Raw genomic sequence first — 25,839 nt, 5'->3', positions numbered from 1 at the left:
TATAATCTTGCTAAACACAGAGTACCCAACTAGCTAAATTTGAGTTTTAAAATAATCAGATAACCGGATATTAATTTCTTGTATTTTTTTAGTTTTTAAATTGATCTATTCCAGATTACATCTGAAAAATTCATTCTATAGTCCCGTTAGTCAAATAAAATTCTATTTCTTCAATCTGTACGAATAATAATTAATTATTTCGATAAATTTTTACTTATTTCGTGTAAAGATTTCGTAATAAAATAAAAAAAATCATAAAGTTTATAAAAAAATTGCCGATTTAAATATTGTAGACCACTGATTACCATACCAAAACCTCCTCCCCAAGTCTAGTAGCCGCACCACAGCGGCTTTCTTTTTTTAAAAAATATTTAGTTTTTAGCTATATTTGCGTAAAAAAATCTCTTAACTCCTGTAATAAATACCTAAAAGGTACATTGAAATCTCTGGCATTTGTCGATATTCAGATAATTACTATGCAATTATAAAAAACTTACAGTTAAGCTTATTTAAGTTTTTAACAATTGATATTTTGTATGCACTTATAATTTGGTATAAGTTAAATATGTTAATTAGGATATTTAACTTTCTAAATGTTAAAAGAATTTTCTAAATACTTAAGAAATAAGAATATTAGACCACTGATAACCCAAGAAAATCAGTGGAATTCTCAATTTGCACAAATTCCAGATATACCTGAAAGGAAAAAAGCAGAATTAATTGAGGATTCCACGCTTAAGATCAAACATATTAATATAGAAACTCCAAATTCAGAATTTTCATATTTTTTAGACGGAATTGAAAGAAAAGTAACTTTTAATGATAAAAATAGGTTTATTCCACTAATATACGGCTATGTAGCTGCTGTAATAATGAAAAGAACCGATAAAAAAATGCATTCTATTGGCTTAGAAGATAAATCAGAAAAAATTTATCTTCCTGTGAAAACAGATACAAATGCTCCTGAAAATTATGTTAATCCAGAAGAACTCAGGAATTATAATTTCACAATATCTAACGTTGGGATAAAAGATGAAGAAACGGGTACTTATCCTCAATTTCCAAAGGAATTTGAGAGAAAAGCCCATAGTGATATTCAGGAAACCAGAGGAAGGCTTGAAAGAGGTCTGGTTCTGGAATGGCTAAACCAAGGTCATCATGATGGTTGGCTGTTTATTGACGGCAGGCTAGAAAATAAAAATAAAGAAATAACCTCAAGTTCAAGAATTGCAGGAATAATTAAGTCTCATCACGTTTATTATTTTTCACCTGAAGATCAGAATAAAATTTTTAACCTCAAAAAAGGCGAAAGATCGAGCGTATTTCAGCCTGAAAAAGAAAATATTTACAGTTGGTATCTAAGACTTCATGAAAGTAAATCCAGTGGTAATATTGATTTTGGGATAATTCGAGTTGAGATACCGGCAAAAGAAGAATTATTATCACAAGTTGATACAATAAGCAGCTGGATTTTGCTGGAAACAAATCCAATAGCATTTCCGGCTTCACGCTGGGACAGAATGATTTACCCCGTCAAATACTGTGAAGACTATTTAAAAAGCAAAGCCCCAAGCTGGGCAGTGATTGAAAGCTTATGCTAAAAGTAATTTCAAAAATGACCAAACCAAATTCTCAGGTCTGCATTTCTTCCAAATATACCCCTGTCATTGCGAGCCAAGAATCATAAAAACCAGCTTTGATCGCACTTGCGAAGCAATCTCAAAGCACTAATATGTACTTTATACAGGAATGACAAACGATTTAAACAGAAGAGTATACGAACACAAGAATAAACTTGTGAAAGGTTTTAGCTCTAAGTATAATTTGAATAAATTAGTATATTATGAAATATATGACAACCCGGAAGATGCAATACTAAGAGAGAAAAAGATAAAAAACGGTACAAGAGAAAAGAAAATAAATTTGGTAAATAGTATCAATGAAAACTGGAAAGATTTATATGATGAAATAAGTATTTAGAGCCTTATGCTTTGAGATTGTTTCGCAAGTACGATTAAAACAAATTATCACGTTAAATGGCTCACAATGACACACACGCTTTTGAAATTATCTAATATAACCAGAAATATCAAAGAACTAAAACTGAAGGACAATGAAATAATGGAAATTGCTAAAACCATTAAAAATAAAAACCAAGAAATACAGCTTGAAATAGTCGGCAGAGTTGTTGCGACGGAGAAAAATCCTAATACTGCTCAGTCTTTTAACTTCTGGACTAATCTTGATTCTCCTGTCGGGATTGGAACTATTGTAAAAGTCATTGATGATGAAGCAAAAAGAGAAATATACGGTATTGTAACAGAAGGCATAAGTTACACCGATCTTGCTGCACCAATTCATGATTATATAAGTTCTGAAGGTGACCCTAATTTAGGCTTAACTGCACAGACTAAAAGGCCAGAAATAAGATACTATACTGCTTCAGTATTAAAAATGGTTCCTGAAGAACCTATTCAACCTGTATCAATAGGCAACGTTTATCTAGCAGATGACGAAGCAGTAAGAAAATCTCTTAGGATGGATAAATATGCAGATGAAACAGGTATTCCAATTGGATTATATGTAAATGGAGACAATCAGTCTCCGGTATATCTTGATTCAAAATTTTTAATCGGACCAGAAGCTGCTCATTTAAACGTAACAGGTGTATCTGGTTTAGCCACCAAAACCAGTATCATAGAATTTTTACTTAGCAGCACCTTCCAGCATTACAAAGGAGAAGGTGGAGTGGCAGCTGTATTATTTAATGTAAAAGGCTCTGACTTGCTTTTCTTAGATCAAGCAGCAGAAAATCTTAGCCCTGAAGAACTTAAAATGTATGAAAAACTTCAAATGGAAGCAAAGCCATTTGAAAAAGTTCACTATTACGCTCCATATAAAGCTGATAAGGTTAATTTAAATACTTTAAGAACCCATGAGGATTTAGTGCATAATGTCAGCGCTTTAAGCTGGGGTTTAAAAGAAGTTATAGATCATGTTCAGGTCGTGCTAAACAAAGATGACGTGGACGCAAAAGCAGATGCTTTCTTATCATTTATGAGTGAAAAGGTCATAGATAACGATAAAATCGATTCATTCTACTGCATGCACAAGAAAATTGAGAATTTTAACGATTTAGATGAATGGTTTCAGAGAATTTTCGCTGAATCCAGCGGTGAAGATGGCAACAACAGCGAAGGTAAATCTCAGTGGAGAGGGCATGCCATAGCTACAATCAGAAAAGTCTACAATAGAATAATGAATATCAATACCAGATGCAAAGGTTTGATAACCAATGACTCCATAAGTCATGACCTTCCATGGGGTAGCTTTGAAGACAGAACCGTTTATGTAGTTGATATTGCAAATGTAATACCTCTAGCTCAGGATTTAGTATTTACAAGAGTAGTTGAAAAACTAAGAGAGCAGCTTGAATCTAAGAGCCTAGGCGTAGATAAAGTTCTGGTATTTGTGGATGAGCTTAATAAATATGCTTCAAACGATTCAGGAAATTCATACTTAAAGCAAACCCTGCTGGAAATATCAGAAAGAGGCAGATATTTAGGTTTAATCTTATTCTCAGCTCAGCAGTTTAAATCTCAGGTACATAAAAGAATAGTCGGCAACTGCGGAACGAGTATTTATGGAAGAATGGATATGGATGAACTTGCAAATCAAGGTTACAGCGTCATGCCATCCACTATAAAAGCTGAATTAACTGTACTTGAAAAGGGTAAATTGTTGATTAGGCACCCACACTTTAATCAATATATATTTGTAAGATTCCCAAGGCCTGCTATTATGACCAGTCAGGATGGCATGAATAAATTTAAATCTGCTCCTGAAAGAAATTTTGAAGATGCAATGATTCTTAATTTTAAACGTCTTGATAAAAATCTAAGGGCAACTGATATAAAAGACGCTATAATAGGAGTGGAATCTGATGAGATAATTCGAGCGTTCAATGAAACTGAGAGAAAAGGTAAAGACAAACCACTTGAATTTTTCAAAAAAACACTCAGAAAAAAGCCACCAAGGCAAAGTTTTGCCGATACACATTCAAAATCCCCTGTAATAGTAGAAGATATAGATGATTGGTTAAATAGCTAAACTATTACTTGATACCGAAAATAAAAGGTTAAAATAGTGAAAAATATTATTTCAGGTAAGTACATTTATTACGCTGCTATTGAGTGCTAATGCACATAATTAAGTCCTCAATGGAATAATTGATGACTGAGAAAAGTGACAATGTCATCTCCGCATTTCAAAGGCAGCTTCATAAACATACTTACCCTACATAATTAATATGGTTAAGTACTAAACGGAATAAAAAATGAAGATAGTTCATATAGCAGACTTACATTTAGGATATAGAGCTTATAACAAGCTGGATCAGAATGGCTTAAACATCAGAGAAAAAGATGTTATGAAAGCCTTTCAGGAAGCTCTTGATAAAATAGCCCAAATAAATCCTGATTTAATAGTTATGGCAGGAGATATTTTTCATAGACCAAGACCGAGTAACTTCACTATATATGCAACTATTAAACTGTTACAAAGATTCAGACAATCCTGCAATTCACCGATAATTATGATCTCAGGAAACCATGAAGCTGTTAAGTCAGCAGAATCAGGTAGTATTTTAAGTATTTTTGAAACTGTTATATCAAAAGTCAAAGTAGTTAACGAAACTATCCAGGAAATTCCTGTAGATAACCTTAACACCTCAGTATTATGCATTCCTCATGGCGGTTTATCTTCTATTGAAGAAACAAGTTTAAAGCCCAATAAGGACTACAAATATAATATTATGATCATCCACGGAACTTACGAAAATTGCCCTGAAGCAGTAGGTTATGGAAATGGTTCCCTGATTAAAAAAGATGATATTGCTCAGCCCGAATGGGATTATATAGCATTTGGGCATTATCACAAATTTAAAGAGCTTGCTCCTAACGCTTATTACTCTGGAGCAATTGAAAGAACTACTACAAACATCTGGCAGGAAGCAAAAGATCAAAAAGGTTTAATTGAATTCGATCTTGATAATAAGGTCTGCAAATTTCATTCTTTAAAAAGTCCAAGAACGGTCATAGATATCAAACGAATCAATGCTCTTGATCTTACAGCAGAAGAGATTAATCAAAAAATAGCTGAAGAAGTAGAAAAAATAAGGGATCTGGATAAAAGTATAATCAGATTAACTATTGAAAATGTTGATCCTGTATCTATTAGAAGTCTTGATTATAAGAAAATAAGAGAGTTTAAGAAAATTGCTATTCACTTCAGACTTAATTTAATTAAAAAAGACTCTATAATAAAAACAATAAATGCCAATGGAGAACCTATAGAAAAAAGAAAAGGCATTTATGATTACCTGGAAGAGGAACTAGAACAATTCGAGCTCAGTCAAGGTCTTGATATGGATAAATTTAGCAAATTAGCAAAAGAATATTTAGAACATTCCATCGTTTAATGTCATTATGAGGTATTAATATAAATGCTAAGTCATCAATCATTCCAAATAAACATTGTGTCATTGCGAGCACCGAAGGTGCGTGGCAATCTTTCTGTATTACAACAAATAGCAATAGAAAGATTGCTTCGTCACTAGTTCCTCGCAATGACAAGGTGAGATAAGTTAATAATTTAAGGACAATAAATAAAAAATGCGGTTAATTTCACTTGAACTGGAAAATTTTAGACAACATAAAGATACCAAAATAAACTTCTCAGACGGTATCACAGTCATTAATGGTACTAATGGCTCAGGGAAAAGTACGATTCTGGAAGCTATTACCTGGGCTATTTATGGAACTGAAGCCGCAAGAGGAAACAAAGACACAATCAAGTGGAATAAAGCCCCTGCAAGATCGAAAGTAAGGGTCGAGCTTGTCTTCGCTTTAGACAATGAAACATACAAAGTCATAAGATGGCTTGATAAAGCAGAAGTCTATATCGATACAAATGCAGCTCCTATAGTAACAACACAACAAGAAGTCACCAAATACCTTACAGATAAGCTTGGCATGACTAAGGATGAATTTTTTAACACCTACTTTACAGGACAAAAAGAATTAAACTTTCTCGGCAACCAAAAACCTATTGAGAGAAGAAAATTCATAAGTAAAGTTTTAAACTACGAAAAAGTCAGAGAATCTCAAGAAAAAGTCCGTACAGACAAAAATAATATCACCAACGAAATTGTAGGAATCAAGCAGGGCCTTGGAGATATTGAAACAATAGAAACCGAAAAAAAAGAAATTCAGGAAAAATTAGAAATTACCAGAAAAAATCATGAAGTTAAGCAAGCAAAACTTATAGAAGATAAAGCTAAACTTGGTGAACTTCACCCGACCTGGTCAAAAATTAAAACAATTAAAGAGGATTTTAACAGATATAATACTGAGCTTAAATATACTCTTGATAAAATTAATGATCTTGAAAAAAATATAGAAAATTTAAATGGCGAAAACTCTGATCTCGAACTTAAGGCTAAAAGACTTCAAGAATTAGAGAAGCATCTTGATGAATATAAAAAAACTGAAGCTAAAATTCAGGAGTTAGAAAAACTTCAAAAACACGAATATGAAAAACAAAGATTTTTAACTCAGCTTGATAGTATCAATCAGGAAGTATCTCAGTATGAAAAGAAATTAACCGAGATTAATGAGCTAATAGACTTTAACAGAAAGATTCCTGCACAAATTATTGAGCTCAAGGGCAAGATTGACAAATTAAAATTAACCGTTCAAGAAGAAACTAAAATATGGTCCTCTAAAAAACAGGAAATAAAAACTCTTATAAGCCAGAAAGAAAAAGAGCTTAATAAGGTGGCTACTCAATGCTCTATTATTGAGCAAAAAGGAGAAGATGGAGACTGCCCTACCTGCGAAAGACCATTAAAAGGTGAATTTGAAAAAGTTATCTCTCATTTTAAGGAAACAATTCAAGATATCAGCAAAGAAATTCAGGATTTAGTCAATCAAGAAGAAACGCTGATTGCAGAACCGGAAATCATCATAACAAACCGTCTGGCTCTTGCAGACTTTGAGAAGAAGTTTGAAGAATTTAGCAAGATTCAAGGACAATTTGAAGAAAAAATTAAGCTCTCTGAAAGCTTAAAGTCTGAAATTACAAGGAAAAAAGATACAAAAACTAAAATAGAAGAAGCTCTTAAAAAAGTCCCTGAGGGCTTTGATAGAGAATTACTCGAAAAGCTAAAAGAAGAATTTAGCAATTTGAAGAAGATTTATGATGAAATCTTAGGCTTAAAAGCTCAAACATTAAATAAAGATAAAATTAGCCAGGCTCTCGAGTCGGCTGTTAGAGATAAACAGCAGGCCCAAAATAAAAAAACTGAACTGGACGAAAAATTAAAACAGCTTAATTACTCTGAAGAAGAATATAAAAAACTTGAAGACCTTATCTCTAATACTGAAAAAGCTGTTAATAATGCCCAGTATGAGGTAATAAAAGTTGAGGGTGAGCTAAAAGAAATTAATACTGTTTTAAATAGAATTTTAGAAACAGAAAAGGCACATAAAGATAAGCAAAAACTGATTAAATCAAGACAAGAAGAGCTAAATTACTTGATAGAACTTGATAGATTCTACAGCTATTTCCTTGAAAAACTTAATAATCAGGCACGACCTGAACTATCAGAATATGCAAGTAAATTTTTAATGGAATTAACTGACGGCAGGTATTCCAGTCTTGAATTAAATGATAAATACGAAATCTGCTTATACGATGATGGCGAAATAAAACCCGTTATCTCCGGTGGAGAAGAAGATATAGCAAATCTCTGCATCAGGCTTGCAATTTCTCAAATGATAGCTCAAAGATCAGGGAGATCATTATCTCTTCTAATACTTGATGAGGTATTCGGTTCACTTGATGAAAACAGAAGAAACAACGTCGTTTCTTTACTTTATAGCCTAACAAATAACTTTGAGCAGGTCATACTAATTACTCACATAGATGATATTAAAGAAAATATAGATAACATAATCAAAGTTGAATATGATGAAGAGCAAGGGTGCAGTATAACAAGCTCAACTAACCCATTAAAACCCGAAGAATTTGACATAAATGAGCCCGAACAACTGGAGTTAATATAATCTATCATGTATTTCTTTATCGACCTGAATAAGAGCTTCATTGCCAACCAATTGCTCCAGTGCAGCTCTGGCAGTTAAGACTTCCTGTCTTGCTTTATATTGAACATCAAGAGCTTCTCTATAAAATACGTCAGCCACAGAAAGCACTTCAGTCGATAAAGCATGAGCTGCTTCATAGTATTTATAGCGATTATTTACTGTTTCATCTATCAGTTTTAATCTTTCAAGAGAACCCAGATAATTGTAGTATAAAATCACAAGTTTTTGCTGCAGGCTATCGATTTCCTGCGCCATAACAACAAGATCAACATCGGTCACTCTTGATAGCTGATTATTTATAAGACTATCATCAGCCAATAAAGAGCTCAGTAATCCTCCTCCAAGTATAGCACTGCCTCCCGCTACAGGATCACCTGATCCAACACCAATAAGTGGAGCAACACTGGTTAATGGAGTGAGTATTTTTTTAACCATATTCTTCTTTTCTTCTTCTCCATTTGGATTTGAAAGCTTCAATATAGCAAATCTTATTGTTTCACTCTTTTCTACTGCCGCTTGCCACAAAATCCTTAGGTCACTAAGAACTATCGCTTCTTCATCATCAAGTTCATCTTTTATTTCATCAGCAATTTTTTGAATATCAAGATCGCTGTACGTGAGACTTTTCTTTGATATTATCTCTTCTTGTTTATTTTCAGGCTGACCTTTGTTCTCTTGATTTAAAGCATTATCCACTTTAACTTCAGGTTGCTTTGATTCATTTTGAGGTTTTTCAATATTATTACCTAAAGAATTCTCATTATTTACTTTATTTTTAGCTTCAATAATTGACTCATCTACAGGTTTTTTCTGGTTTAGATTTTCCGCTTTAATCTCACTCTTATCTTCTGTAGGTTTATCTTTTTTTATTTTAAATAAGCTGAATCTCTTCTTTTTTTTCTTAGTATCATTCATTTTGATAGTTTTAACAGAATTTTCATCTTTATCCTCTACTTTATTATCAGCAGAAACATTGATATCGTATTCTATCTTGTCTCCTAATTTATCCTTTTGACTATCTGATACAACTTCCAGCTTCCCATCAATACCAACATTTGGCATAAGGGGCTTAAGCTGCTTTTCAGCAGGCGTTTGCTCTTGCCCTATTACACCAGGACAAGCAAAAATCATAACTAATAAAAAAGCTAAAACCTTCCTCATTTTTTTGCCTCCTCAGAGACAGCTTGTTTGACTTTTTCTTCTGTTTTAACTGGGTTAACTTCAACACTTGCTACCTTTGTTAAACTCAATTTTGATACAATTTCTTCACCAGCTAATCTTTCGAGTTCTAGTCTTTTTAGCTTTATTTGCTGTTTGAGCCTTAATTCATTAAGTAATTCTTTATCATACAAAGATGAAGCAGCAATTATAGCAATACTATTTTTGGAATTTAATGCTTCAGAATAATTTTTATTTTGGAGTATTAAATTTTGCCTGCATACTCTTAAAGCTTCAAGTGAACTTTTATACTCATAATAATTGTTTATAATTTTGTCCTGTAAATCTGTTATTAACTTTGCAAGTTGAATAAGCTCAGAGTCAGTTAATGGCATTACTTTTGGCATGGTTTTATTCTGGATAATTCTGTTAGCAAGACTTCCTCCAGCCATAGATGCTGTACTTGTTATAGAATCTAAACCAAGTATATTTGGTAAAATTGCAACGCCACTTATCAAAGTTGAGACTGTTTTAGCCATCATGGAAGAATGGATTCGTCTTTGATCAGCTGGCATAGCCAGTTTTTTTAATGCAAATTTAATTACTGTATTACGCTCAACAGTTGATTCCCATAATAATCTAATATCTTCAACATCCATTTCTTTTTGTTTCTGGAAGGTGTATTGCTTTTTCTCATCTTCTGATTCAAATAATTGCCCGTCTATTTTTTTTACAGGCTCACTAACCCTTAATTCAGGCTTCTTTTCATTGTTAATATTAAACATTATTCCAGAATCATCATTATCAGCTGGTAATTCAGGTTCTTTATTAACAATTAATTCTTTAATTTCTGGGGCTTTTTTGTCTATATTATCAGCTTTTTCAGTGATATTAGTTTCTTTTAATGGATCTGAATTGCTATTTTCTGCAGCTATAATAGCATCACCTGATGGCACAGGTGCTAATTTCACATCTTTAGCAAAAACATCCTGAATACATGCCATCAATAAGATGAATAGCATGATTAAATGTATTTTAATTGTCTTTTGATTTAAGTACATTTTTAAAGCCATAGTTTCTGGAATTTTAATGCAAATTGACCTTACTTTTAATAAGTTATATCACATACAAAGTCGTTAGTACTAGGATTAAAAATTTCAGAAAAATTCATAATTTAAATACTCAGGCGTCCTAACCCATCAGGATATAGACATAAAAGTATTTAGCTCTCTATCCAATCCCTGAGCTCATTTTCTCTTATGAATCAATTCAACTCCAATAAAATATTCACATCCTAAAGTAGACTTAAAATTCTTGCGGCAAAGTGGACAGCATTAAGCATGCCATGTTTACCAACAGCCATACAAGCGACAGGAACACCTTTTGGCATTTGCACCATGGAAAGTAAGGCATCAACACCGTGAAGAGGGCCCACATCATTTGGAACACCAATTACCGGCATCTTAACTCTGGCTGCAACGATACCAGGTAAAGCAGCTGCAAGACCAGCTACCGCAATTATTACTTTAGTTTGACCATTTTCCTCAACTTTATCCAGATATTTAAGAAGTTCTTCGAGGTTTCTATGAGCAGAATAAATTTGAAATTCGACATCTATATTTAAGTCTTTAGCCAAGGCTAATGCTGGTTCTACGAACTCACGATCACTTTCTGAACCAGCTATTACAACTAATTGTTTCATTATATTTCTCCTAATCATCGTTAATTTTTAGTAAATTTTCTGTAAAAATAATATATATCTTAAAGATAACTGTCATTGCGAGGAACACAGTGACGAAGTAATCTATCCATACTACAATTTATCACTTTAATTCCTTACTAGAAAGATTGCCACGTCAGGCTTTAAATTAGAGTTCATCCATCGAATTTACGCTACGGCCCTCCTCGCAATGACTATACTTAAACTAATATCCAATCGATAATGTTATGTTAGAAGAAATTAAAAATTCACATAACCTAAAAGATTTTATTGAAAAGTAAATGATCAATAACCTGAGGATATAATTGATGTTCTGCTTTATGAACGCTTTCTTCTAATTGTTCTAAGCTCATACCAACCTGAATAGATACTGGCACCTGGGCGATAACAGGACCTGTATCAACACCTTCATCTATATAATGCACCGTCACACCCGTAACTTCAACTCCGGCTTCGTAAGCCTGTTTTATTGCATCCATTCCTTTAAAATCAGGAAGCAATGAAGGATGAATATTAATAATTTTTATATATTCAACAATTTCTTTAGGAAGAATCCTCATATAACCGGCTAATACAGCCAAATAAAAGTCATTTTTCTTTAGAAAATCAAGCGTATTCGTAAATGGCACATAATAATTTTCTATACCAAGCCTTTTTGCTCTTTCAAGAATAAAAGCATCCTTCTTGTCCGATATACAAACAAACTTAATATCATTTCTATCCTGAAAATATTCAGCTATAGCTTCAAAATTCGAGCCATTACCCGAGCCGAACACGGCAATTTTTTTCATCTTTTTCAAGTCTCCCTAGAATAAAAGGCTCAAACTTAACACATACTTTCATAATCTCATCCAAATTTTCTGATGAAGCAATAAGACACATTCCCACACCCATATTAAATGTCTTATAACTCTCTTCTTCTGCAACAGCAGAAGCTATTTTCTTGAAAATCGGCATAGAAGGAATGTTTTTCTTATATATATCTGCGCATAAACCATCAGGAATAGCTCTTGCAAGATTATCTGCAAGCCCACCACCCGTTATATGAGCACAAGCCTTTAAAGTTTGTTTATTACAAAGCTCTATAATCTCATTCACATATATATTTGTTGGCTGCAATGCGTCATTCATATCTTCATCTGTAAGAAATCCTTTTTCATGGAGTTTTCTTACAAGAGTATAACCGTTTGAGTGAGGACCGCTTGATCTTAATCCAATAACGATATCACCTTCTACAAGGGTATCTTTTGAAAGCACTTTGTCTTTTTTAACTATCCCAACTGCAAAACCACCAACATCAAAATGACCTTTTGTGATTAAATCATTTAATTCTGCTGTTTCTCCGCCAAGCAACATACAGTTATATTTACTTAAAACATTTTTTAATGCTGTTATAAACTTTGCAGTAATATCTACATCAAGAGCGCTTGTTGCAAAATAATCAAGGAAAAACATTGGCATTGCACCGGTACAAATCATATCATTAAGATTCATAGCAACTAAATCGACAGCAATAGTATCAATAAGACCTCTTTCAATAAGAGGGATAACCTTTGTACCAACTCCATCAGTACAAGCCACTAAATAATATTCAGGAATAAAAGGATGCTCATAAAGACCCGCAAACATGCCAATATTATCACTAGCTACGGTTTTTCTGATTATTTCTGTCAAAGCATCCGCTTTATCTATATCAACTCCCGATTGTTTGTAATTTAACATTTTCATCGCACCTTATTTTATCTGAATTTTCAAAACAGTGATAACACCAGCCATCAATTCCAAATATTTGTTTCAATCCATCAAAAGACAGATAGGCGAGGCTATCAGCTTCAAGATAATTACGAATTTCTTCTACACTTTCATAAGAATTTGCAATTAGCTCTTCTTTAGTAGGTATATCAACACCCCAGAAACAAGTATTTATAATCATAGGTGATGCAATTCTAAAATGTACTTCCTTAGCACCAGCCTTCTTTAACATTCTGACGATTTCTTTGGATGTTGTTCCTCTCACAATAGAATCATCAATAAGAATTAGTCTTTTTCCTGAAACAACTGAAGCTATAGGCATTAATTTTCTCTGTACGCCTTTTCTTCTTTCTTTTTGCTGAGGCTGAATGAAAGTTCTTCCTACCCAGTGATTTCTAACAAGCCCCATATGAAGAGGAATACCGGATTCAAGAGAATAACCGATGGCTGCAGCAAATCCTGAATCCATAACAGGAATTACCATATCAGCCTCAACATTATTCTCAATTGCACATCTTTTCCCAAATTCAACCCGTGTTTGATATACATTCCTGCCAAAGACATTAGAATCAGGCCTTGCAAAATATATATGCTCAAATACACATTTCTTTGATGGCATCTCCTCGGCAAAACGCTGAATTCTATATCCGTTTGGGGTTATTTCAACTCCCTCTCCAGGCTGAATTTCGATTATATTTTTTGGTTCTAATAATTGAAAAGCACTATCTTCTGAACTAAGGAAATATCCTCCTTCAGCTTCACAGAAAAATAAAGGCCTGAACCCAAGAGGATCTCTAAGTCCTATAACTCTACCAGGAAAACCAAAGAGTATAGACCAGGCTCCTCCGGTGAAATAGTCGCTAAGAACTTTTCCTACTTCTTCATAAGTCCATTGAGAAGGAGCTTTGCGGAGCGCGCTTATGACTTTTTTGAGAATCATTTCTGTATCAGAAGAAGTAAGAAATACTTCTCCTTCTTGCTCCAACTTTTTACGCATATCTATAGCAGCTTTAACATTGCCATTATGAGCAATAGCAACATTTTCATCAAGATATTTAACCATATAAGGCTGAGCATGGGCACTATCTGATCCACCCTGAGTTGAATATCTCACATGCCCAATTCCAGACTTACCTGAAATATTTTTTACTACTTTGTTTTTAAGGACTTCCATAACCATTCCTTTATCTTTATGCAAAGATAAAGTCTGATCCCCGCAGCACAAACCAGCACTTTCCTGCCCACGGTGTTGCAGCATAAACAAGCCCTTACGTATAATTGGAGCTATATTATCCTCAAAAGCTATGCCACCGAAAACGCCACATTCCTCTCCAAGTTTCATTCATTCATCTCCAGTTCTATAGCTTCTTCATATAATTTAAAGAGTTCTTTGTTGTCAAATGTATAACCATCAAATTCAAGTTTATTTCCTGAGCAAATACCAAGCTCTCTGTAAGGAATTACAGATTCAGCAAGAATTTTTCTTACTTCATCAATTTTACTTGTTGAAATAAGGTACCTTCCTGTAATTTCCCCAAATAGAGCTTTTTCAGGATCATTACAATCTATAAGTTGACCGATAAATCCAGTATTACCTAATTTCAATCCCTCAAAAAGCGCACCAAATATTCCCAATTCAGAAATATCTGTACATCCACCAAGAAGCTTCTGATCTCTAAGGTTAAATATAACTTCCTGAAGGTTCTTTTCAAGTTCAGGATCAATAGAATCTACTTTACCTCCAAGAAAATCATATTGAGCTCTTTGATATAAAGAACCACCTATATCAGAAGAATCGTTTATCTGTTTTCCAATAAGTACTACTGTTTCACCATTTATAAATGAGTTTCTTATAAGCTTTGAAGGGGTATCAGCATAACCCACCATGCCAATAGTTGGTGTAGGATAGACTCTATAATCAGGACATTCATTATAGAATGAGACATTTCCTGACACTACCGGAATACCTGATTCTCTACAAGCATCAGATATGCCGTCAATTGATTTTACAAACTGATAAGCAACTTCACTCTTTTCAGGATTACCATAATTCATACAATCAGTAACACCAAGAGGAGTAAAACCACTTGAAATAAGGTTTCTATAAGCTTCCCAAACAGTATTTTTTGCTCCATTATAAGGATCTAAAAATACCTGTCTACCGTTAGAATCAATGGTCAAACCTATAACTCCACCTTCTTCATTTAACCATATGCCGGCTGAACCAGCTTCTCCCGGCTTGATTGAGGTTCTATTGCCAACCGTATGGTCATATTGCCTGTATACCCATTTTTTAGGCGCAAAGTTAGGGTCAGTAATAACACGTATAATAGCATCCGGAATAGAGCTTTTTTGATTTAATTTTTTACACTGATATTCCTGAATATAATCAGGTTCAGTTTCATCAAGCGTATACATAGGCCCTTCTGCAAGTATTTCTGGAGGTATACAAGCCACCTCTTTTTCATTCCAGAACAACCTATACATTCCTGTATCAGTTGTTTTGCCTATTACAGCAGCAGGGATATCATATTTTTTTGTAATTGCTAAAACTTTATCTAAACCCGCCTGCTCAACGATAAATACCATTCTTTCCTGAGACTCAGAGAGCATAATTTCCCAGGGCTGCATTACGCTTTCTCTAAGATGCACTGCATCCAAGTGAATATCAATCCCACACTCACCTTTATATGCCATTTCAGAAGTAGAAGACAACAATCCTGCTGCTCCACAGTCCTGGCATGCCACTACTTCAGGAACTTCCAATATTTCAAGCGTGGATTCAATTAATATTTTTCCCATAAAAGGATCACCCACTTGAACAGAAGGTCTATCTTCTTTTGATTCCTCAGATAGTTCTTTAGATGCAAATGAAGCTCCATGAATACCATCTCTTCCAGTATGTGAGCCTGTAAGAATAATGAAATTACCCGGTATTGCTGCGGATGTCTTAATTTTACTCTTTTCAACAATACCAACAGCCATAACATTTACAAGTGGAGAAGTCGTATAACATTCATCGAAGCCAACTTCCCCTGCCACTGTTGGAACTCCTATACAGTTTCCATAATGGGCAATACCACGTATAACACCATCAAAAAGATGTTTTGTGGAATGATCATTCAACTTACCAAATTTCAAAGAATCAAGTAAAGCTATAGGCCTTGCACCTACAGCAAGTACATCTCTAATAATTCCACCTATTCCAGTTGCTGCTCCTTGAAATGGTTCAATAGCTGATGGATGATTATGTGATTCCACTTTAAAAATCACCACCTGATTTCCTATAGGAATACCACCGGCATTCTCTTCGGAACAAATTGAACCGTCTTTTGGCAACCTTGATAAATATTTTCTTGAATGCTTATAACCACAATGCTCTGACCACATTGCTGAAAAAAGATAAACTTCAAGCTCATTAGGAACTCTCCCAAGACGATTTACTATCTCGTTATATTCATTGTCAGAGATGTTTAAAGCCTTATATAATTCCATTAATTGCATATTAATTCTTCCTCAATCATTTTGAAAAAATATCTGCCGTCAGTACCACCGGTTTCTTCGAATACCGCTCTCTCTGGATGAGGCATCATACCAATAATTCTATTTTTCTTATCATATAGACCAGCTATATTGTGCATTGAACCATTAGGATTATCAGCATACTTCAAAAATGCAAAATCATCCAAATCCTCTACTGCTGTAGCTACATATCTACCTTCTCCATGGGCAATTGGCAAATTAATTGTTTGTGGAAATTTAGAATTATCCACTTGTAATCCAACAATATCACAAATAAATCTGGTGTTCCAGTTTACAGATAATGCCCCGGGCAACAATCCTGCCTCACATAATATCTGAAACCCGTTACAAATACCAATTACAAATCCTCTTTTTTTCTTTACATAATCTTTAAGTGCTAAAACAGCAGGACTAAATTTAGCAAGTCCTCCAGCTCTAACATAATCACCATATGAAAACCCACCAGGAACAAAAATTACATCATAATCGTCAAGCGAGGTTTCATCATGCCAAATATAGTCAGCTTTCCAACCGAAAAATTCACAAGCTCTTTTAGTATCCCTATCACAATTTGTTCCAGGGAACACAATAATTCCAGCTTTCACAGTTGCTCAAACCTCCCTATTTTGTAAGATTCTAATATTGGATTTAAAAGTATATCTTCACAAATTTTGTTTACCTTCTCTCTTGCTAATTCTTCATTATCAGCCGTTACAGAAAAAGTAAAAGACTTTCCTGCCTGAACACCTGCATTTTCTTCTATCCCAACTCTTCTTAAAACCGTGTCAATAGCGGCGCCTTGGGGGTCACGAACGCCTTCTTTTAATGTAATCAATACCTCGGCCAAATATTTCATAGTTCCACTCCTAAAATTTCTGCCAATTGGCAATAAGATTCAATCAAACTGCCTTTCTCTTCCCTGTACACATCTTTATCCAATGATTCCATCGTTCCTTTTTTCCAAAACCTGCAAGTATCAGGAGATATTTCATCAGCTAATAAAATTTCACCATCCGCAGTTTTACCAAATTCAACTTTAAAATCAGCAAGTGTAATTCCTTTAGTATCTAAATACTCTGATAAAATAGAATTCACTTTTAAAGCAAGCTGCTCCACAATTCCTATTTCATCTTCTGAGACAGAGTTCATATATTTTATGTGAACCTTGCATAAAAGAGGGTCACCTAATGAATCATCCTTCAAGAAAAATTCACAAAGAGCAGGCTCAAATTTAAAGCCTTTTTCAAACCCTAAACGTTTACAAATAGAACCGGCAGCATAATTTCTTACCACAACTTCTACAGGAAAAATCTCAACTTTTTTAGCCCTTAAAGACAAATCGTCTAAAAAAGAAACTATATGGGTCTTAATACCGTGCTCATGCAGTAAATTAAAAAAGAATCGTGTAAAAGCTAAATTCACACGACCTTTACCAGGTATATTATCTTTTTTAATTCCATTAAACGCAGTTGCATCATCTTTAAAGTAAATTACTACCTCATCAGGAGATTCGGTGTTATACACCTGCTTTGCTTTCCCCTCATACAACATTACCATACTCATTGCTCCTTAAAAAAACAATCACGCCAAGAAGGCGTGAGGTAAAATTAATTACCATCCTGCACCTTCTATAGTCAAAAGGTTTACGGCCCTCCGGTAGATACTCCCATACCATATTTACGGGATTATATAGAAGCTAGAATGTACTTTTTATTATTGTCTTACGTTTGCAATATATCACACGTAAACATTCAAGTCAAAAATAAAACACAATTATCCTAACAGCTATAAATCAATTATCATGACTATTTTACTAATAATAAAGTTATAAAATGAATTTCTGCAACCATAAAAAGAGTAAAAAAATTCAAAATACAAGAAATACCTAATTAGCTAAACCCTGCAAACTATAATATAGTTTTACTTTTTTTCACAAATCAAATTCTGATAAGGATGAGACAAAGTACTTCGTACTGTATTAAGTTATCAATTATTCCAAATATAGATCATATTACATAAGAGAGGATTAATCCGTCCCGATTATGACTTTTAGAGGCCATACCCAACAGTTTTATAAAAACATCACACGAAGAAGGACACTTTTAGGTGTCCTTCCGGATAACTACTTTCTTGGAAAACCCTCCATCTTTTCTAAAATCACTCTCACCAATTTGCCTTTTACTCTATTTTTAGCGTACCTCCCTTCTGTTCTTAAAATACTGTATACCAATATTTAAGCTATATTATTATAAAAACAGAAACTACTCAACAATTGCTATACTATTCAAAAATTTGAAGAAAAATTTACTTATTCTAACCAAATAGAATGTTAAGAACTGTTAAATTAGACCGTGCTGCTCATTGTGTCTTATTTTTAGGCATATAATGCGAAAAATTTATCAACATATACTAAATCTGCGACTCAATTTTTCCTGTTTTTATCAAAAGCCTGACATCATGGTATGACATGAGTTTGGCATGCCAAAAGTAGTCTAAAATTTAATATATAAGCGATATTAACAATTTGAAACTTAAAAACAAATAGAGCATAATAAAAGCAAATGCTTTTCTAAGCCAAAAAATAGAATCAATAAGCACCTTAAACCCTTTTTAAAGCACTAAAATGTAACATTTTTCAGCTAATGTTAAAGCAACATGCATTTTTTAGACTATCAGCCTATTTTTCAAAATAATACAGAGCTACACTACTAGTATTCAGTGATCCATGTCAATTTCGCAAAATCACAAATTGATTTTTATATTAATATCATAATAACAGTTAAATCTTAGCAGGAGTGATGATTTTGGTAAAGCCAAATACCTCAGATGTTAATAAAGAGGTAAAAGAGAATTTAGACAAGCTTATTAGGGAGAGAAGAAAGACTGCAGCGCATTGTCTCAATCTGGAATGTAAAAACGAACAATTAAAAATCCTGATTGATAAGTTGCACAATATAGCAGATCTAAGGGCAGACTTTATTCATAAAACTACAAATCCAATAACCCAATCAAAAGAGGCTGATTATCCATATTTTGAAAATTCATCAATATTAGAAGAATTAAAAAGTGCTAAGGAAAACAGCAAAAGTCTTGAAAACACAATATCTGAGTTAAAAAATAGAATATTTAAAATAGATGAAACTCTCTCCCAATAGTAGAAAATTATAAAACCTGCTAGTAGCAAGATTTGCAAATAATATGTTAAAAACAATCCTCCTGTCAATTGCGAACCTTTCAGCAGGGATATTTTTAAAATTTATCTTGTGAAGCAATCTCTAAGCGTCATTTTTTGAATTCTCGGATAGGCTCTTAATAAAAGAAGACTTCCGGAATAAAAACAAGTGCTTTTTATTATGTATTAGTATTAAACACCTTTACAAATTAAAGCTTTATCTTTACATATCAAACTTTCTGCCTGATCTCTCAACTCAAAGAGCTTGTTTTCAAGAGCCAGTCTATATTGTTCCACTTCATCATCATTAATATCTTTTGGAACATATATAGGATCACCAAAAACTGTTATCCACTTAGTAAATAATGGAATTTGGTATTTATCCCAGGAATTAGCAACTAACTTTCTTGTTCCAGCAGGAACTAGAGGTACTATTGGTTTTTGAGACATTTGAGCAATTTTTATGATACCACTTTTAACTTTATATATTGGTCCCCTTGGCCCATCCACAGTATAAGCAATGTTTTTGCCTTCTCTAAGTGTTCTCAAAATAGTCCTAAGAGCTTCTGTTCCACCTCTTCCCATTGAACCTCTTATAGTAGAATAGCCTAATTTACTGCTAATCCTAGCTATAACTTCTCCATCATTACTCCTGCTTATTAAAAGATGTGTATTTATTCTTGGAGAAACATTGGCCAATCCTAACTGGCTTCCATGCCATACAGCAAAAATAACTGGCGATAATTTAGGATTAAAATTTACAGGCACTAACTTTAACGACATTTCAGCCCCTTTTAACCCCATAAAACCAATAGAGGAAGCTAATGAAATTTTTAATTCTTCCTTGAATGTTCTCATAATATCTGTTTTATTTCTCTGTTTAAGTACTCACCTATGATCCTTGCTACTTCTCTTGAAGCAATTTTATCTCCAAATTGTAACTGTACTGATTCAAGCTCCTGAAGCATTTCTTCTCTTTTATCCTGATTATGAAGAAGACTCATAACTTCAAAAGCAATATCATCAGGCTTTGCTTTATATTGCAGAAACTCTTCAACAACCTTTTTACCTGCAATTATATTAGGTAATGAGGCAAATTTTATATACCTCAAAAGCAGATAGCCCAGATAAGCTAAAAGCGGTCCTTTATAACTAACAACCATAGGTGTTTTATAAATAGCAGCCTCAAAAGTAATGGTTCCTGAAGCTAACATTGCCACATCAGAGCTTGCTAACAAAGGATGATTCTGATTCTTTACAATTTTTATATCAATATCATTATTTTTATTAAACTTTTTTAAATGCTTATTTATCAGTTCATCATCTATACTTGGAGCTTGTCCTATACAAAATTGAACTTTCTGTGAAAACGACTGAATTTTAGAAGCAGCTTTCAAAAAAATTGGCAGTAAATAATTGATTTCCATTTTTCTGCTACCTGGAAATATTCCAACAATTTTTTTGTATGGGTCAAGATTATTAGCTTTTACAAAATTATTTTTATCAAAATCCTTATTCAGCTGAGATAATAAAGGATGTCCAACATATTCAACATTTACACCGGCAGCTTTATGAACTTTTTCCTCAAATGGCAAAATAACCATCATTTTAGAAATATATTTTTTGATTACATTTAATCTACCTTTTCTTGATGCCCATACTTGAGGGGAAATATAGTAATATACATTAATTCCATTTTGTTTTAAAGCTTTTGCAAGTCTTAAATTAAAGCCACCATAATCAATTAATAACACTAAATCAGGTTTATAGTCGTTTTTGAGGTAATCTAAAATTCTTTTACCCAATTTCACATGGCTAAATATAGATTTAATGGCATCAAGACCAACAACACTCATCTTACTGTGGTCACTAAATAGCTTTATTCCTTCAGCTTCGAGATTTGTACCGCCAACAGCTTCTATTCTAATATCAGGCATAATATCTCTTAACTCTCTCACCACATAAGAAGCGTGTAAATCTCCGGAATGTTCTCCAGTTACTATAAAAATCTTTTTCATACTGCTATAAATACCATTTTATGCTTATCTGCGAACTTGATCATTTCTTCTTTTTGAACAATAAATGTCTTTTCTGCCTCAATAGCAAGGACTTTTCCCCCAAACTTTTTCATAGTTTTTAATGTATTTAAACCTACAGTTGGAATATCAAATCTCAGATCCTGATTTGGTTTACTGACTTTTACAACTACTGTTCCACTATTGCCAAGTCTGCAACCACGCTCAATTGCTCTATCAGTCCCTTCTATTGCTTCTACTGCAAGAATCATCTTGTCTTGAACAACAACAGATTGACCTATATCAAGCCCACCCATATCCTTAGCGGTAGTAAAACCATATTCGATGTCGAGTTTTTGATGTTCATTAGGTTCATATTTACCAAGAACACCTTTTGCTACCAGTAGCTCCTTTAAAAATATTGTCTGATCTAAAACACTAACATTTCTTTTATTTAATGCATCAACCACACCAAGCATAATTGCATCATCATTGAGTTTTTTCATTGTTTTTAATAAAGTAATTGCCATTGAATCCAATCGTGGATTCCTTAACAACAAACCTTTGTGGACTTTTCCAATAAAACTTACCTGAGTTATATTTTCATTAGCAAGGGTATCGAGAATTTTTTGTATCTCTCCAGGGCCATATGGATAAATTTTACTGCAATAATTACTTAATAATCTTCTATTATTTGGTGCAAGAGATATTGCTACAACCTCAAATCCACAATTCTTGGCAGTTCGAGATAACTTTACAGGTAATTCTCCATCACCAGCAATTAAACCTATTTTTTTAGACAATATAGTATCCAAATACTCTTACCTACAAACTCAATACTCTTCTAAATATATAATAAACCAGTATATTATTATTACAATACTCTAAAAAGAAACTCAACACTGATATTCTCAAAATTGTAATAAATTTTACTTAATTTTCACAAGCATCTATAATGATGATATGCTTAAATGCATTTCTTGACAATTATATTTTAATAATGCTAGATTTTTTACAATAAGATAGAATTAGGCGGGGAAACGGGTGAGAGCTGAAAAGATAAGCATAATAATTCCTATATATAATGAAATAGGGACATTAAAAGAAATTCTTGATCAAATAGAAAAAGCTGAATTTTGCTCACTTGAAAAAGAAATAGTAATGGTAGATGATGCCTCTAAAGATGGCACACGAGAGTTATTAAAAGAACTTGAAAATCTAAATAAATATAAAATATACTATCATGCCCAAAATATGGGCAAAGGTGCAGCAATAAGAACAGCTCTCAGCTATACTACAGGCGATGTTATAGTTATACAAGATGCTGACCTTGAATATGATCCTAGTGATTATAATGATCTGGTAAAACTTATAATTGAAGATAAAGCCGATGTGGTTTATGGTTCGAGACTGACAGGCAGCAAACCTGCAAGATCATTTAAATTTTTGCATTTAATAGGAAATAAATTTCTTACTTTATTAACCAATCTGCTTTATGATACTACATTAACAGATATGGAAACCTGTTATAAAGCTTTCAGGTCTGATGTAATAAAAAATATAACAATAAAATCAAACAGATTTGATTTTGAACCTGAAATAACAGCAAAAGTATTAAAAAGAAAATATCATCTTTACGAAGCACCAATTTCTTACTATGGAAGAGACTACCACGAAGGTAAAAAAATCACCTGGAAAGATGGTTTCGGCGCCATAAGGGCTCTGGTTAAATATAGGTTTCTTGATTAATAATTGGCTGATTAGATGCTAAAGCATACTAATTGCACATATATCATTACCGACATAAGTTTTTCTTGACTATTGTTCGTGAGCTGATAGTATAATTAATATTGAAATATATATGGAGAGGTGTCCGAGCGGTTTAAGGTGCAGTCCTGGAAAGACTGTGAGGTGCAAGCCTCCGCGAGTTCGAATCTCGCCCTCTCCGTATCTTAGTCCTCTAATAGAGAATAAGTAACTTTCAGACTGGTCAAATCCCCGCACCTGGCGGGATTTTTTAGTTTTTAGATTAGAAGAGAATTATTTTTTGAGAATTTTAGCAGGATTTAATTGGAAAATTTAGCAAATTTCTCTGTTTCATATTTTGGTGGGGGACTTCTGATTTTGGGCAAATAAAAAAGCTGTTGATAAATTTCAACAACTTGTACAATAACCTGTATAAATATAGTTTTAAAAGTTTAATAATTTCTTCTGTTCATCCCAGACTAAAGTTTTGATCTTAAATAAATTTTGAACAAGTTAAGTCTCTTGGTTGTGTACCATTCAAAATTTTCTCTATTATTTCAGGAGCTAAATATCTCAATTCGAGAATTTTATAAATATAGCTGTGCCCGGGAATATTTTCCATTTTTTTAATATTTTTAATATTATTAACTTCCCCCGATAAAATAAGGTTATTCCAGTAATAACTTTTAGTTATTGCTTTAACTAGTTGAGAATTAATATTAACTTCCTGCTTTTTAGAATCAGAAATTATCAACATACTCTTGCTTTTAAAAGTTTGGGATATGCGAATATTCTTAGTTAGAAGAATTGGAGTATCGACTTCTTCTTTTAATTCTTCAGGAAACTGAGTATTATATATTATTGATTCTAATGCCTTAATTAATTGATCCTTACAAAGTATAATATCAACTTTTTCTTTATATAAGATTACTTTACTTAATACTGATCTTATAAAAACTGGATTTGGTTTATCATTAATTCCTGCTTGCAACATTTTTAACCCTGATAATAAGTCTTTTTGTTTGTTAACATCATAATTTTCAATATATTGCTGGATATTTTTTGTGTTAGATAAAAAGTTCTTTATTTCATTTCCAACAAAAGCTTCTATTTCTCCTGCTGGAATTTTGGATACTGTACCGGCTTCTTGTTTTCGAGCTTGAATGAGTGCCTGACTTATGTAATATCTGTATTTTCTATTTCTAGTATTACTATGACTTGGGCTCATATAATTACCACGATCATCAAAAATCTTTCCTGCCAGCAATGATGGATTATTAGAACTTATTGAACACTTATCTGCAATCCTGTTTTCACATAAGATCTTTTGAGCTTGCTCAAATGCTACATCATCAATAATAGCTTTATGCTCACCTGCATAAATATTTCCCTTATGTACAATTTTGCCTATATAAGTTCTGTTTTGAAGTATTCTGTATAAATGACCCTTAACAAAAGTGTTTCCAGCTTTGGTTTTGATACTATTATCTTCAAGATAGCGCTTTAGCTCTGGAACACTCCTTAATTCAAGATACTTTTCAAAAATTGTATTTACTTTTTTTGCATTAACACTATCTATATGAAGCTTTTTCTCTTTTAACTTATAACCTATAGGAGCTGAACCGCTCATCCATAGGCCCTTTTTCTTTGATGCTGCTATTTTATCTCTAATTCTTTCTCCGGTTACTTCTCTTTCAAATTGAGCGAATGACAGTAATACATTAAGAGTTAAGCGTCCCATACTGGTCGTTGTATTAAAATGCTGGGTTATTGATACAAATGATGCGGAATGCTTATCAAAAAGCTCTACAATCTTCGCAAAATCCATTAATGATCTTGTAAGTCTATCCACTTTATAAACAACAACTATATTTACTTCATCCTTTTCAATATCTTCAAAGAGCTGTTTAAGAGCAGGCCTTTCTAATGTACCACCAGAGAATCCTCCATCATTGTATTTTTTATCAACAAGAATCCAGCCTTCGTGCTGCTGGGATTTAATATACGATTCACAGGCTTCTCTTTGAGCGTGGAGTGAATTAAAGTCCTGCTCCAAACCTTCTTCAGAAGATTTCCTTGTGTAAATGGCACATTTAATAGTTTTTTTATCTATCTTACTCATTTCTTAATACCAAAGAATACTTTACCGTTCCATCTTGTGCCGGTTATCTCATTTGCTATAGCTGATAAACTCTTGTAGGTCTTATTATTGTATTCAAACCCTTTATCAAGAGCTGTAACTTCGTGTTTTTCACCTTTATATTCTCTTATTAACTTTGTCCCTGACTTTATTTCAAGAGTAGAAGATTCCTTAAGAGGTTTAATATTGTCTACCTCTTTATTTTTAGCAAAGCTTTCAGCAAGTTTATCAAGTTTCTTTCTAGTCTGAGCTGAATAACCACCTTTTTCTTTTGCCTGCATTTCCCATGCTATATGTTTTATAAGAAGTTCTTTTCTGGCATTAGGTGGAGAGTTTTTCTTAAAGAGTTTTTTCCATCTCTTGATCAATTCCTGTCTTGATAAATATTGAAGTTCTTCTATCATAATTAATGCCCTTGTATTAACTATTACAAGGACATCAATAAATTC

General features: G+C 33.1%; 22 protein-coding genes, 1 tRNA gene and 1 other annotated feature. Of the genes, 8 read left to right on the top strand and 15 right to left on the bottom strand.

Annotated features, from left to right (window positions below):
• Nucleotides 1-593 precede the first annotated feature (593 nt).
• From A2255_01145 to A2255_01125, 5 genes are all read left to right on the top strand, one after another.
• Nucleotides 594-1,601: a hypothetical protein gene (locus A2255_01145; protein ID OGI23562.1), complete on the top strand. Its 1,008-nt coding sequence runs from the start codon at nt 594-596 to the stop codon at nt 1,599-1,601.
• A 148-nt stretch (nt 1,602-1,749) separates the two neighbouring features.
• Nucleotides 1,750-1,980: an excinuclease ABC subunit C gene (locus A2255_01140; protein ID OGI23561.1), complete on the top strand. Its 231-nt coding sequence runs from the start codon at nt 1,750-1,752 to the stop codon at nt 1,978-1,980.
• A 141-nt stretch (nt 1,981-2,121) separates the two neighbouring features.
• A complete protein-coding gene (locus tag A2255_01135) occupies nt 2,122-4,110 on the top strand; it encodes a hypothetical protein (GenBank protein OGI23560.1) in 1,989 nt (662 codons plus the stop codon).
• Nucleotides 4,111-4,336: 226 nt separating this feature from the next.
• The gene (locus A2255_01130; GenBank protein ID OGI23559.1) at nt 4,337-5,479 is read left to right on the top strand and encodes a hypothetical protein; all 1,143 of its coding nucleotides are present in this window, start codon (nt 4,337-4,339) and stop codon (nt 5,477-5,479) included.
• A 193-nt stretch (nt 5,480-5,672) separates the two neighbouring features.
• Nucleotides 5,673-8,126 carry a hypothetical protein gene (locus tag A2255_01125; GenBank protein ID OGI23558.1) on the top strand — a complete coding sequence of 818 codons (2,454 nt, stop codon included), beginning with the start codon at nt 5,673-5,675 and terminating at the stop codon, nt 8,124-8,126.
• On the opposite strand, the gene A2255_01120 is transcribed toward A2255_01125, so the two are convergent.
• The 10 genes from A2255_01120 to A2255_01075 form a co-directional block, all read right to left on the bottom strand.
• On the bottom strand, nt 8,118-9,326 hold the full coding sequence (locus tag A2255_01120) for a hypothetical protein (protein ID OGI23557.1): 1,209 nt from the start codon (nt 9,324-9,326) through the stop codon (nt 8,118-8,120). The genes A2255_01125 and A2255_01120 overlap by 9 nt on opposite strands.
• Nucleotides 9,323-10,396: a hypothetical protein gene (locus A2255_01115; protein OGI23556.1), complete on the bottom strand. Its 1,074-nt coding sequence runs from the start codon at nt 10,394-10,396 to the stop codon at nt 9,323-9,325. Before A2255_01115 ends, A2255_01120 begins: the two co-directional genes overlap by 4 nt.
• 221 nt (nt 10,397-10,617) lie before the next feature.
• Entirely contained in the window at nt 10,618-11,025 is a 408-nt protein-coding gene (locus A2255_01110) for a 5-(carboxyamino)imidazole ribonucleotide mutase (GenBank protein ID OGI23555.1), read from the bottom strand.
• Between the two features lie 275 nt (nt 11,026-11,300).
• Nucleotides 11,301-11,834 (bottom strand): phosphoribosylglycinamide formyltransferase, encoded by a 534-nt coding sequence (locus tag A2255_01105; protein OGI23554.1) that lies wholly within the window; start codon nt 11,832-11,834, stop codon nt 11,301-11,303.
• Complete coding sequence (locus A2255_01100) at nt 11,803-12,771, bottom strand: phosphoribosylformylglycinamidine cyclo-ligase (protein ID OGI23553.1); 969 nt, start codon at nt 12,769-12,771, stop codon at nt 11,803-11,805. Before A2255_01100 ends, A2255_01105 begins: the two co-directional genes overlap by 32 nt.
• Nucleotides 12,737-14,137, bottom strand: coding sequence for an amidophosphoribosyltransferase (locus A2255_01095; GenBank protein OGI23552.1), 1,401 nt, complete (start codon nt 14,135-14,137; stop codon nt 12,737-12,739). The genes A2255_01100 and A2255_01095 overlap by 35 nt, the downstream gene beginning before the upstream one ends.
• A complete protein-coding gene (locus A2255_01090) occupies nt 14,134-16,299 on the bottom strand; it encodes a phosphoribosylformylglycinamidine synthase II (GenBank protein ID OGI23551.1) in 2,166 nt (721 codons plus the stop codon). Before A2255_01090 ends, A2255_01095 begins: the two co-directional genes overlap by 4 nt.
• Nucleotides 16,290-16,922 (bottom strand): phosphoribosylformylglycinamidine synthase I, encoded by a 633-nt coding sequence (locus tag A2255_01085; GenBank protein ID OGI23550.1) that lies wholly within the window; start codon nt 16,920-16,922, stop codon nt 16,290-16,292. Before A2255_01085 ends, A2255_01090 begins: the two co-directional genes overlap by 10 nt.
• Nucleotides 16,919-17,173, bottom strand: a complete 255-nt coding sequence (locus tag A2255_01080) for a phosphoribosylformylglycinamidine synthase, purS protein (protein ID OGI23549.1) — start codon at nt 17,171-17,173, stop codon at nt 16,919-16,921. Before A2255_01080 ends, A2255_01085 begins: the two co-directional genes overlap by 4 nt.
• A complete protein-coding gene (locus A2255_01075; protein ID OGI23548.1) occupies nt 17,170-17,874 on the bottom strand; it encodes a phosphoribosylaminoimidazolesuccinocarboxamide synthase in 705 nt (234 codons plus the stop codon). The genes A2255_01080 and A2255_01075 overlap by 4 nt, the downstream gene beginning before the upstream one ends.
• Before the next feature lie 54 nt (nt 17,875-17,928).
• Nucleotides 17,929-18,030: a binding site (purine riboswitch), on the bottom strand.
• A gap of 1,085 nt (nt 18,031-19,115) precedes the next feature.
• Here A2255_01075 and A2255_01070 point away from each other — a divergent pair.
• Entirely contained in the window at nt 19,116-19,472 is a 357-nt protein-coding gene (locus tag A2255_01070; GenBank protein OGI23547.1) for a hypothetical protein, read from the top strand.
• A gap of 209 nt (nt 19,473-19,681) precedes the next feature.
• On the opposite strand, the gene A2255_01065 is transcribed toward A2255_01070, so the two are convergent.
• From A2255_01065 to A2255_01055, 3 genes are read right to left on the bottom strand one after another with little or no spacing between them, the layout of a single operon-like run.
• Nucleotides 19,682-20,347, bottom strand: a complete 666-nt coding sequence (locus A2255_01065; protein ID OGI23546.1) for a hypothetical protein — start codon at nt 20,345-20,347, stop codon at nt 19,682-19,684.
• Entirely contained in the window at nt 20,344-21,507 is a 1,164-nt protein-coding gene (locus A2255_01060) for a lipid-A-disaccharide synthase (GenBank protein ID OGI23545.1), read from the bottom strand. The genes A2255_01065 and A2255_01060 overlap by 4 nt, the downstream gene beginning before the upstream one ends.
• Complete coding sequence (locus A2255_01055) at nt 21,504-22,307, bottom strand: hypothetical protein (GenBank protein OGI23566.1); 804 nt, start codon at nt 22,305-22,307, stop codon at nt 21,504-21,506. Before A2255_01055 ends, A2255_01060 begins: the two co-directional genes overlap by 4 nt.
• Nucleotides 22,308-22,548: 241 nt before the next feature.
• Here A2255_01055 and A2255_01050 point away from each other — a divergent pair, with 241 nt between their 5' ends.
• Nucleotides 22,549-23,253: a glycosyl transferase gene (locus A2255_01050; GenBank protein OGI23544.1), complete on the top strand. Its 705-nt coding sequence runs from the start codon at nt 22,549-22,551 to the stop codon at nt 23,251-23,253.
• Between the two features lie 114 nt (nt 23,254-23,367).
• Nucleotides 23,368-23,452, top strand: a tRNA-Ser gene (locus A2255_01045).
• 291 nt (nt 23,453-23,743) lie between these two features.
• Here the strand turns inward: A2255_01045 and A2255_01040 are convergent.
• Both A2255_01040 and A2255_01035 read right to left on the bottom strand, forming a co-directional pair.
• A complete protein-coding gene (locus A2255_01040) occupies nt 23,744-25,372 on the bottom strand; it encodes a hypothetical protein (protein OGI23543.1) in 1,629 nt (542 codons plus the stop codon).
• Nucleotides 25,369-25,794 carry a hypothetical protein gene (locus A2255_01035; protein OGI23565.1) on the bottom strand — a complete coding sequence of 142 codons (426 nt, stop codon included), beginning with the start codon at nt 25,792-25,794 and terminating at the stop codon, nt 25,369-25,371. The genes A2255_01040 and A2255_01035 overlap by 4 nt, the downstream gene beginning before the upstream one ends.
• Nucleotides 25,795-25,839: the final 45 nt, after the last annotated feature.

The sequence above is a fragment of the Candidatus Melainabacteria bacterium RIFOXYA2_FULL_32_9 genome, from assembly GCA_001784615.1.
Taxonomy (GTDB): Bacteria; Cyanobacteriota; Vampirovibrionia; order Gastranaerophilales; family UBA9579; genus UBA9579.
This window is presented reverse-complemented; position numbering and strand designations above follow the sequence as displayed.

What these genes read in the sequence shown, in the direction of transcription:
- A2255_01140 (OGI23561.1), top strand. Translation starts at nt 1,750, where the DNA reads ATGACAAACGATTTAAACAGAAGAGTATACGAACACAAGAATAAACTT.
- A2255_01075 (OGI23548.1), bottom strand. Translation starts at nt 17,874, where the DNA reads ATGGTAATGTTGTATGAGGGGAAAGCAAAGCAGGTGTATAACACCGAA.
- A2255_01145 (OGI23562.1), top strand. Translation starts at nt 594, where the DNA reads ATGTTAAAAGAATTTTCTAAATACTTAAGAAATAAGAATATTAGACCA.
- A2255_01040 (OGI23543.1), bottom strand. Translation starts at nt 25,372, where the DNA reads ATGAGTAAGATAGATAAAAAAACTATTAAATGTGCCATTTACACAAGG.
- A2255_01115 (OGI23556.1), bottom strand. Translation starts at nt 10,396, where the DNA reads ATGGCTTTAAAAATGTACTTAAATCAAAAGACAATTAAAATACATTTA.
- A2255_01035 (OGI23565.1), bottom strand. Translation starts at nt 25,794, where the DNA reads ATGATAGAAGAACTTCAATATTTATCAAGACAGGAATTGATCAAGAGA.
- A2255_01120 (OGI23557.1), bottom strand. Translation starts at nt 9,326, where the DNA reads ATGAGGAAGGTTTTAGCTTTTTTATTAGTTATGATTTTTGCTTGTCCT.
- A2255_01100 (OGI23553.1), bottom strand. Translation starts at nt 12,771, where the DNA reads ATGAAAATGTTAAATTACAAACAATCGGGAGTTGATATAGATAAAGCG.
- A2255_01065 (OGI23546.1), bottom strand. Translation starts at nt 20,347, where the DNA reads ATGAGAACATTCAAGGAAGAATTAAAAATTTCATTAGCTTCCTCTATT.
- A2255_01105 (OGI23554.1), bottom strand. Translation starts at nt 11,834, where the DNA reads ATGAAAAAAATTGCCGTGTTCGGCTCGGGTAATGGCTCGAATTTTGAA.
- A2255_01070 (OGI23547.1), top strand. Translation starts at nt 19,116, where the DNA reads ATGATTTTGGTAAAGCCAAATACCTCAGATGTTAATAAAGAGGTAAAA.
- A2255_01060 (OGI23545.1), bottom strand. Translation starts at nt 21,507, where the DNA reads ATGAAAAAGATTTTTATAGTAACTGGAGAACATTCCGGAGATTTACAC.
- A2255_01125 (OGI23558.1), top strand. Translation starts at nt 5,673, where the DNA reads ATGCGGTTAATTTCACTTGAACTGGAAAATTTTAGACAACATAAAGAT.
- A2255_01095 (OGI23552.1), bottom strand. Translation starts at nt 14,137, where the DNA reads ATGAAACTTGGAGAGGAATGTGGCGTTTTCGGTGGCATAGCTTTTGAG.
- A2255_01130 (OGI23559.1), top strand. Translation starts at nt 4,337, where the DNA reads ATGAAGATAGTTCATATAGCAGACTTACATTTAGGATATAGAGCTTAT.
- A2255_01110 (OGI23555.1), bottom strand. Translation starts at nt 11,025, where the DNA reads ATGAAACAATTAGTTGTAATAGCTGGTTCAGAAAGTGATCGTGAGTTC.
- A2255_01135 (OGI23560.1), top strand. Translation starts at nt 2,122, where the DNA reads ATGGAAATTGCTAAAACCATTAAAAATAAAAACCAAGAAATACAGCTT.
- A2255_01080 (OGI23549.1), bottom strand. Translation starts at nt 17,173, where the DNA reads ATGAAATATTTGGCCGAGGTATTGATTACATTAAAAGAAGGCGTTCGT.
- A2255_01090 (OGI23551.1), bottom strand. Translation starts at nt 16,299, where the DNA reads ATGCAATTAATGGAATTATATAAGGCTTTAAACATCTCTGACAATGAA.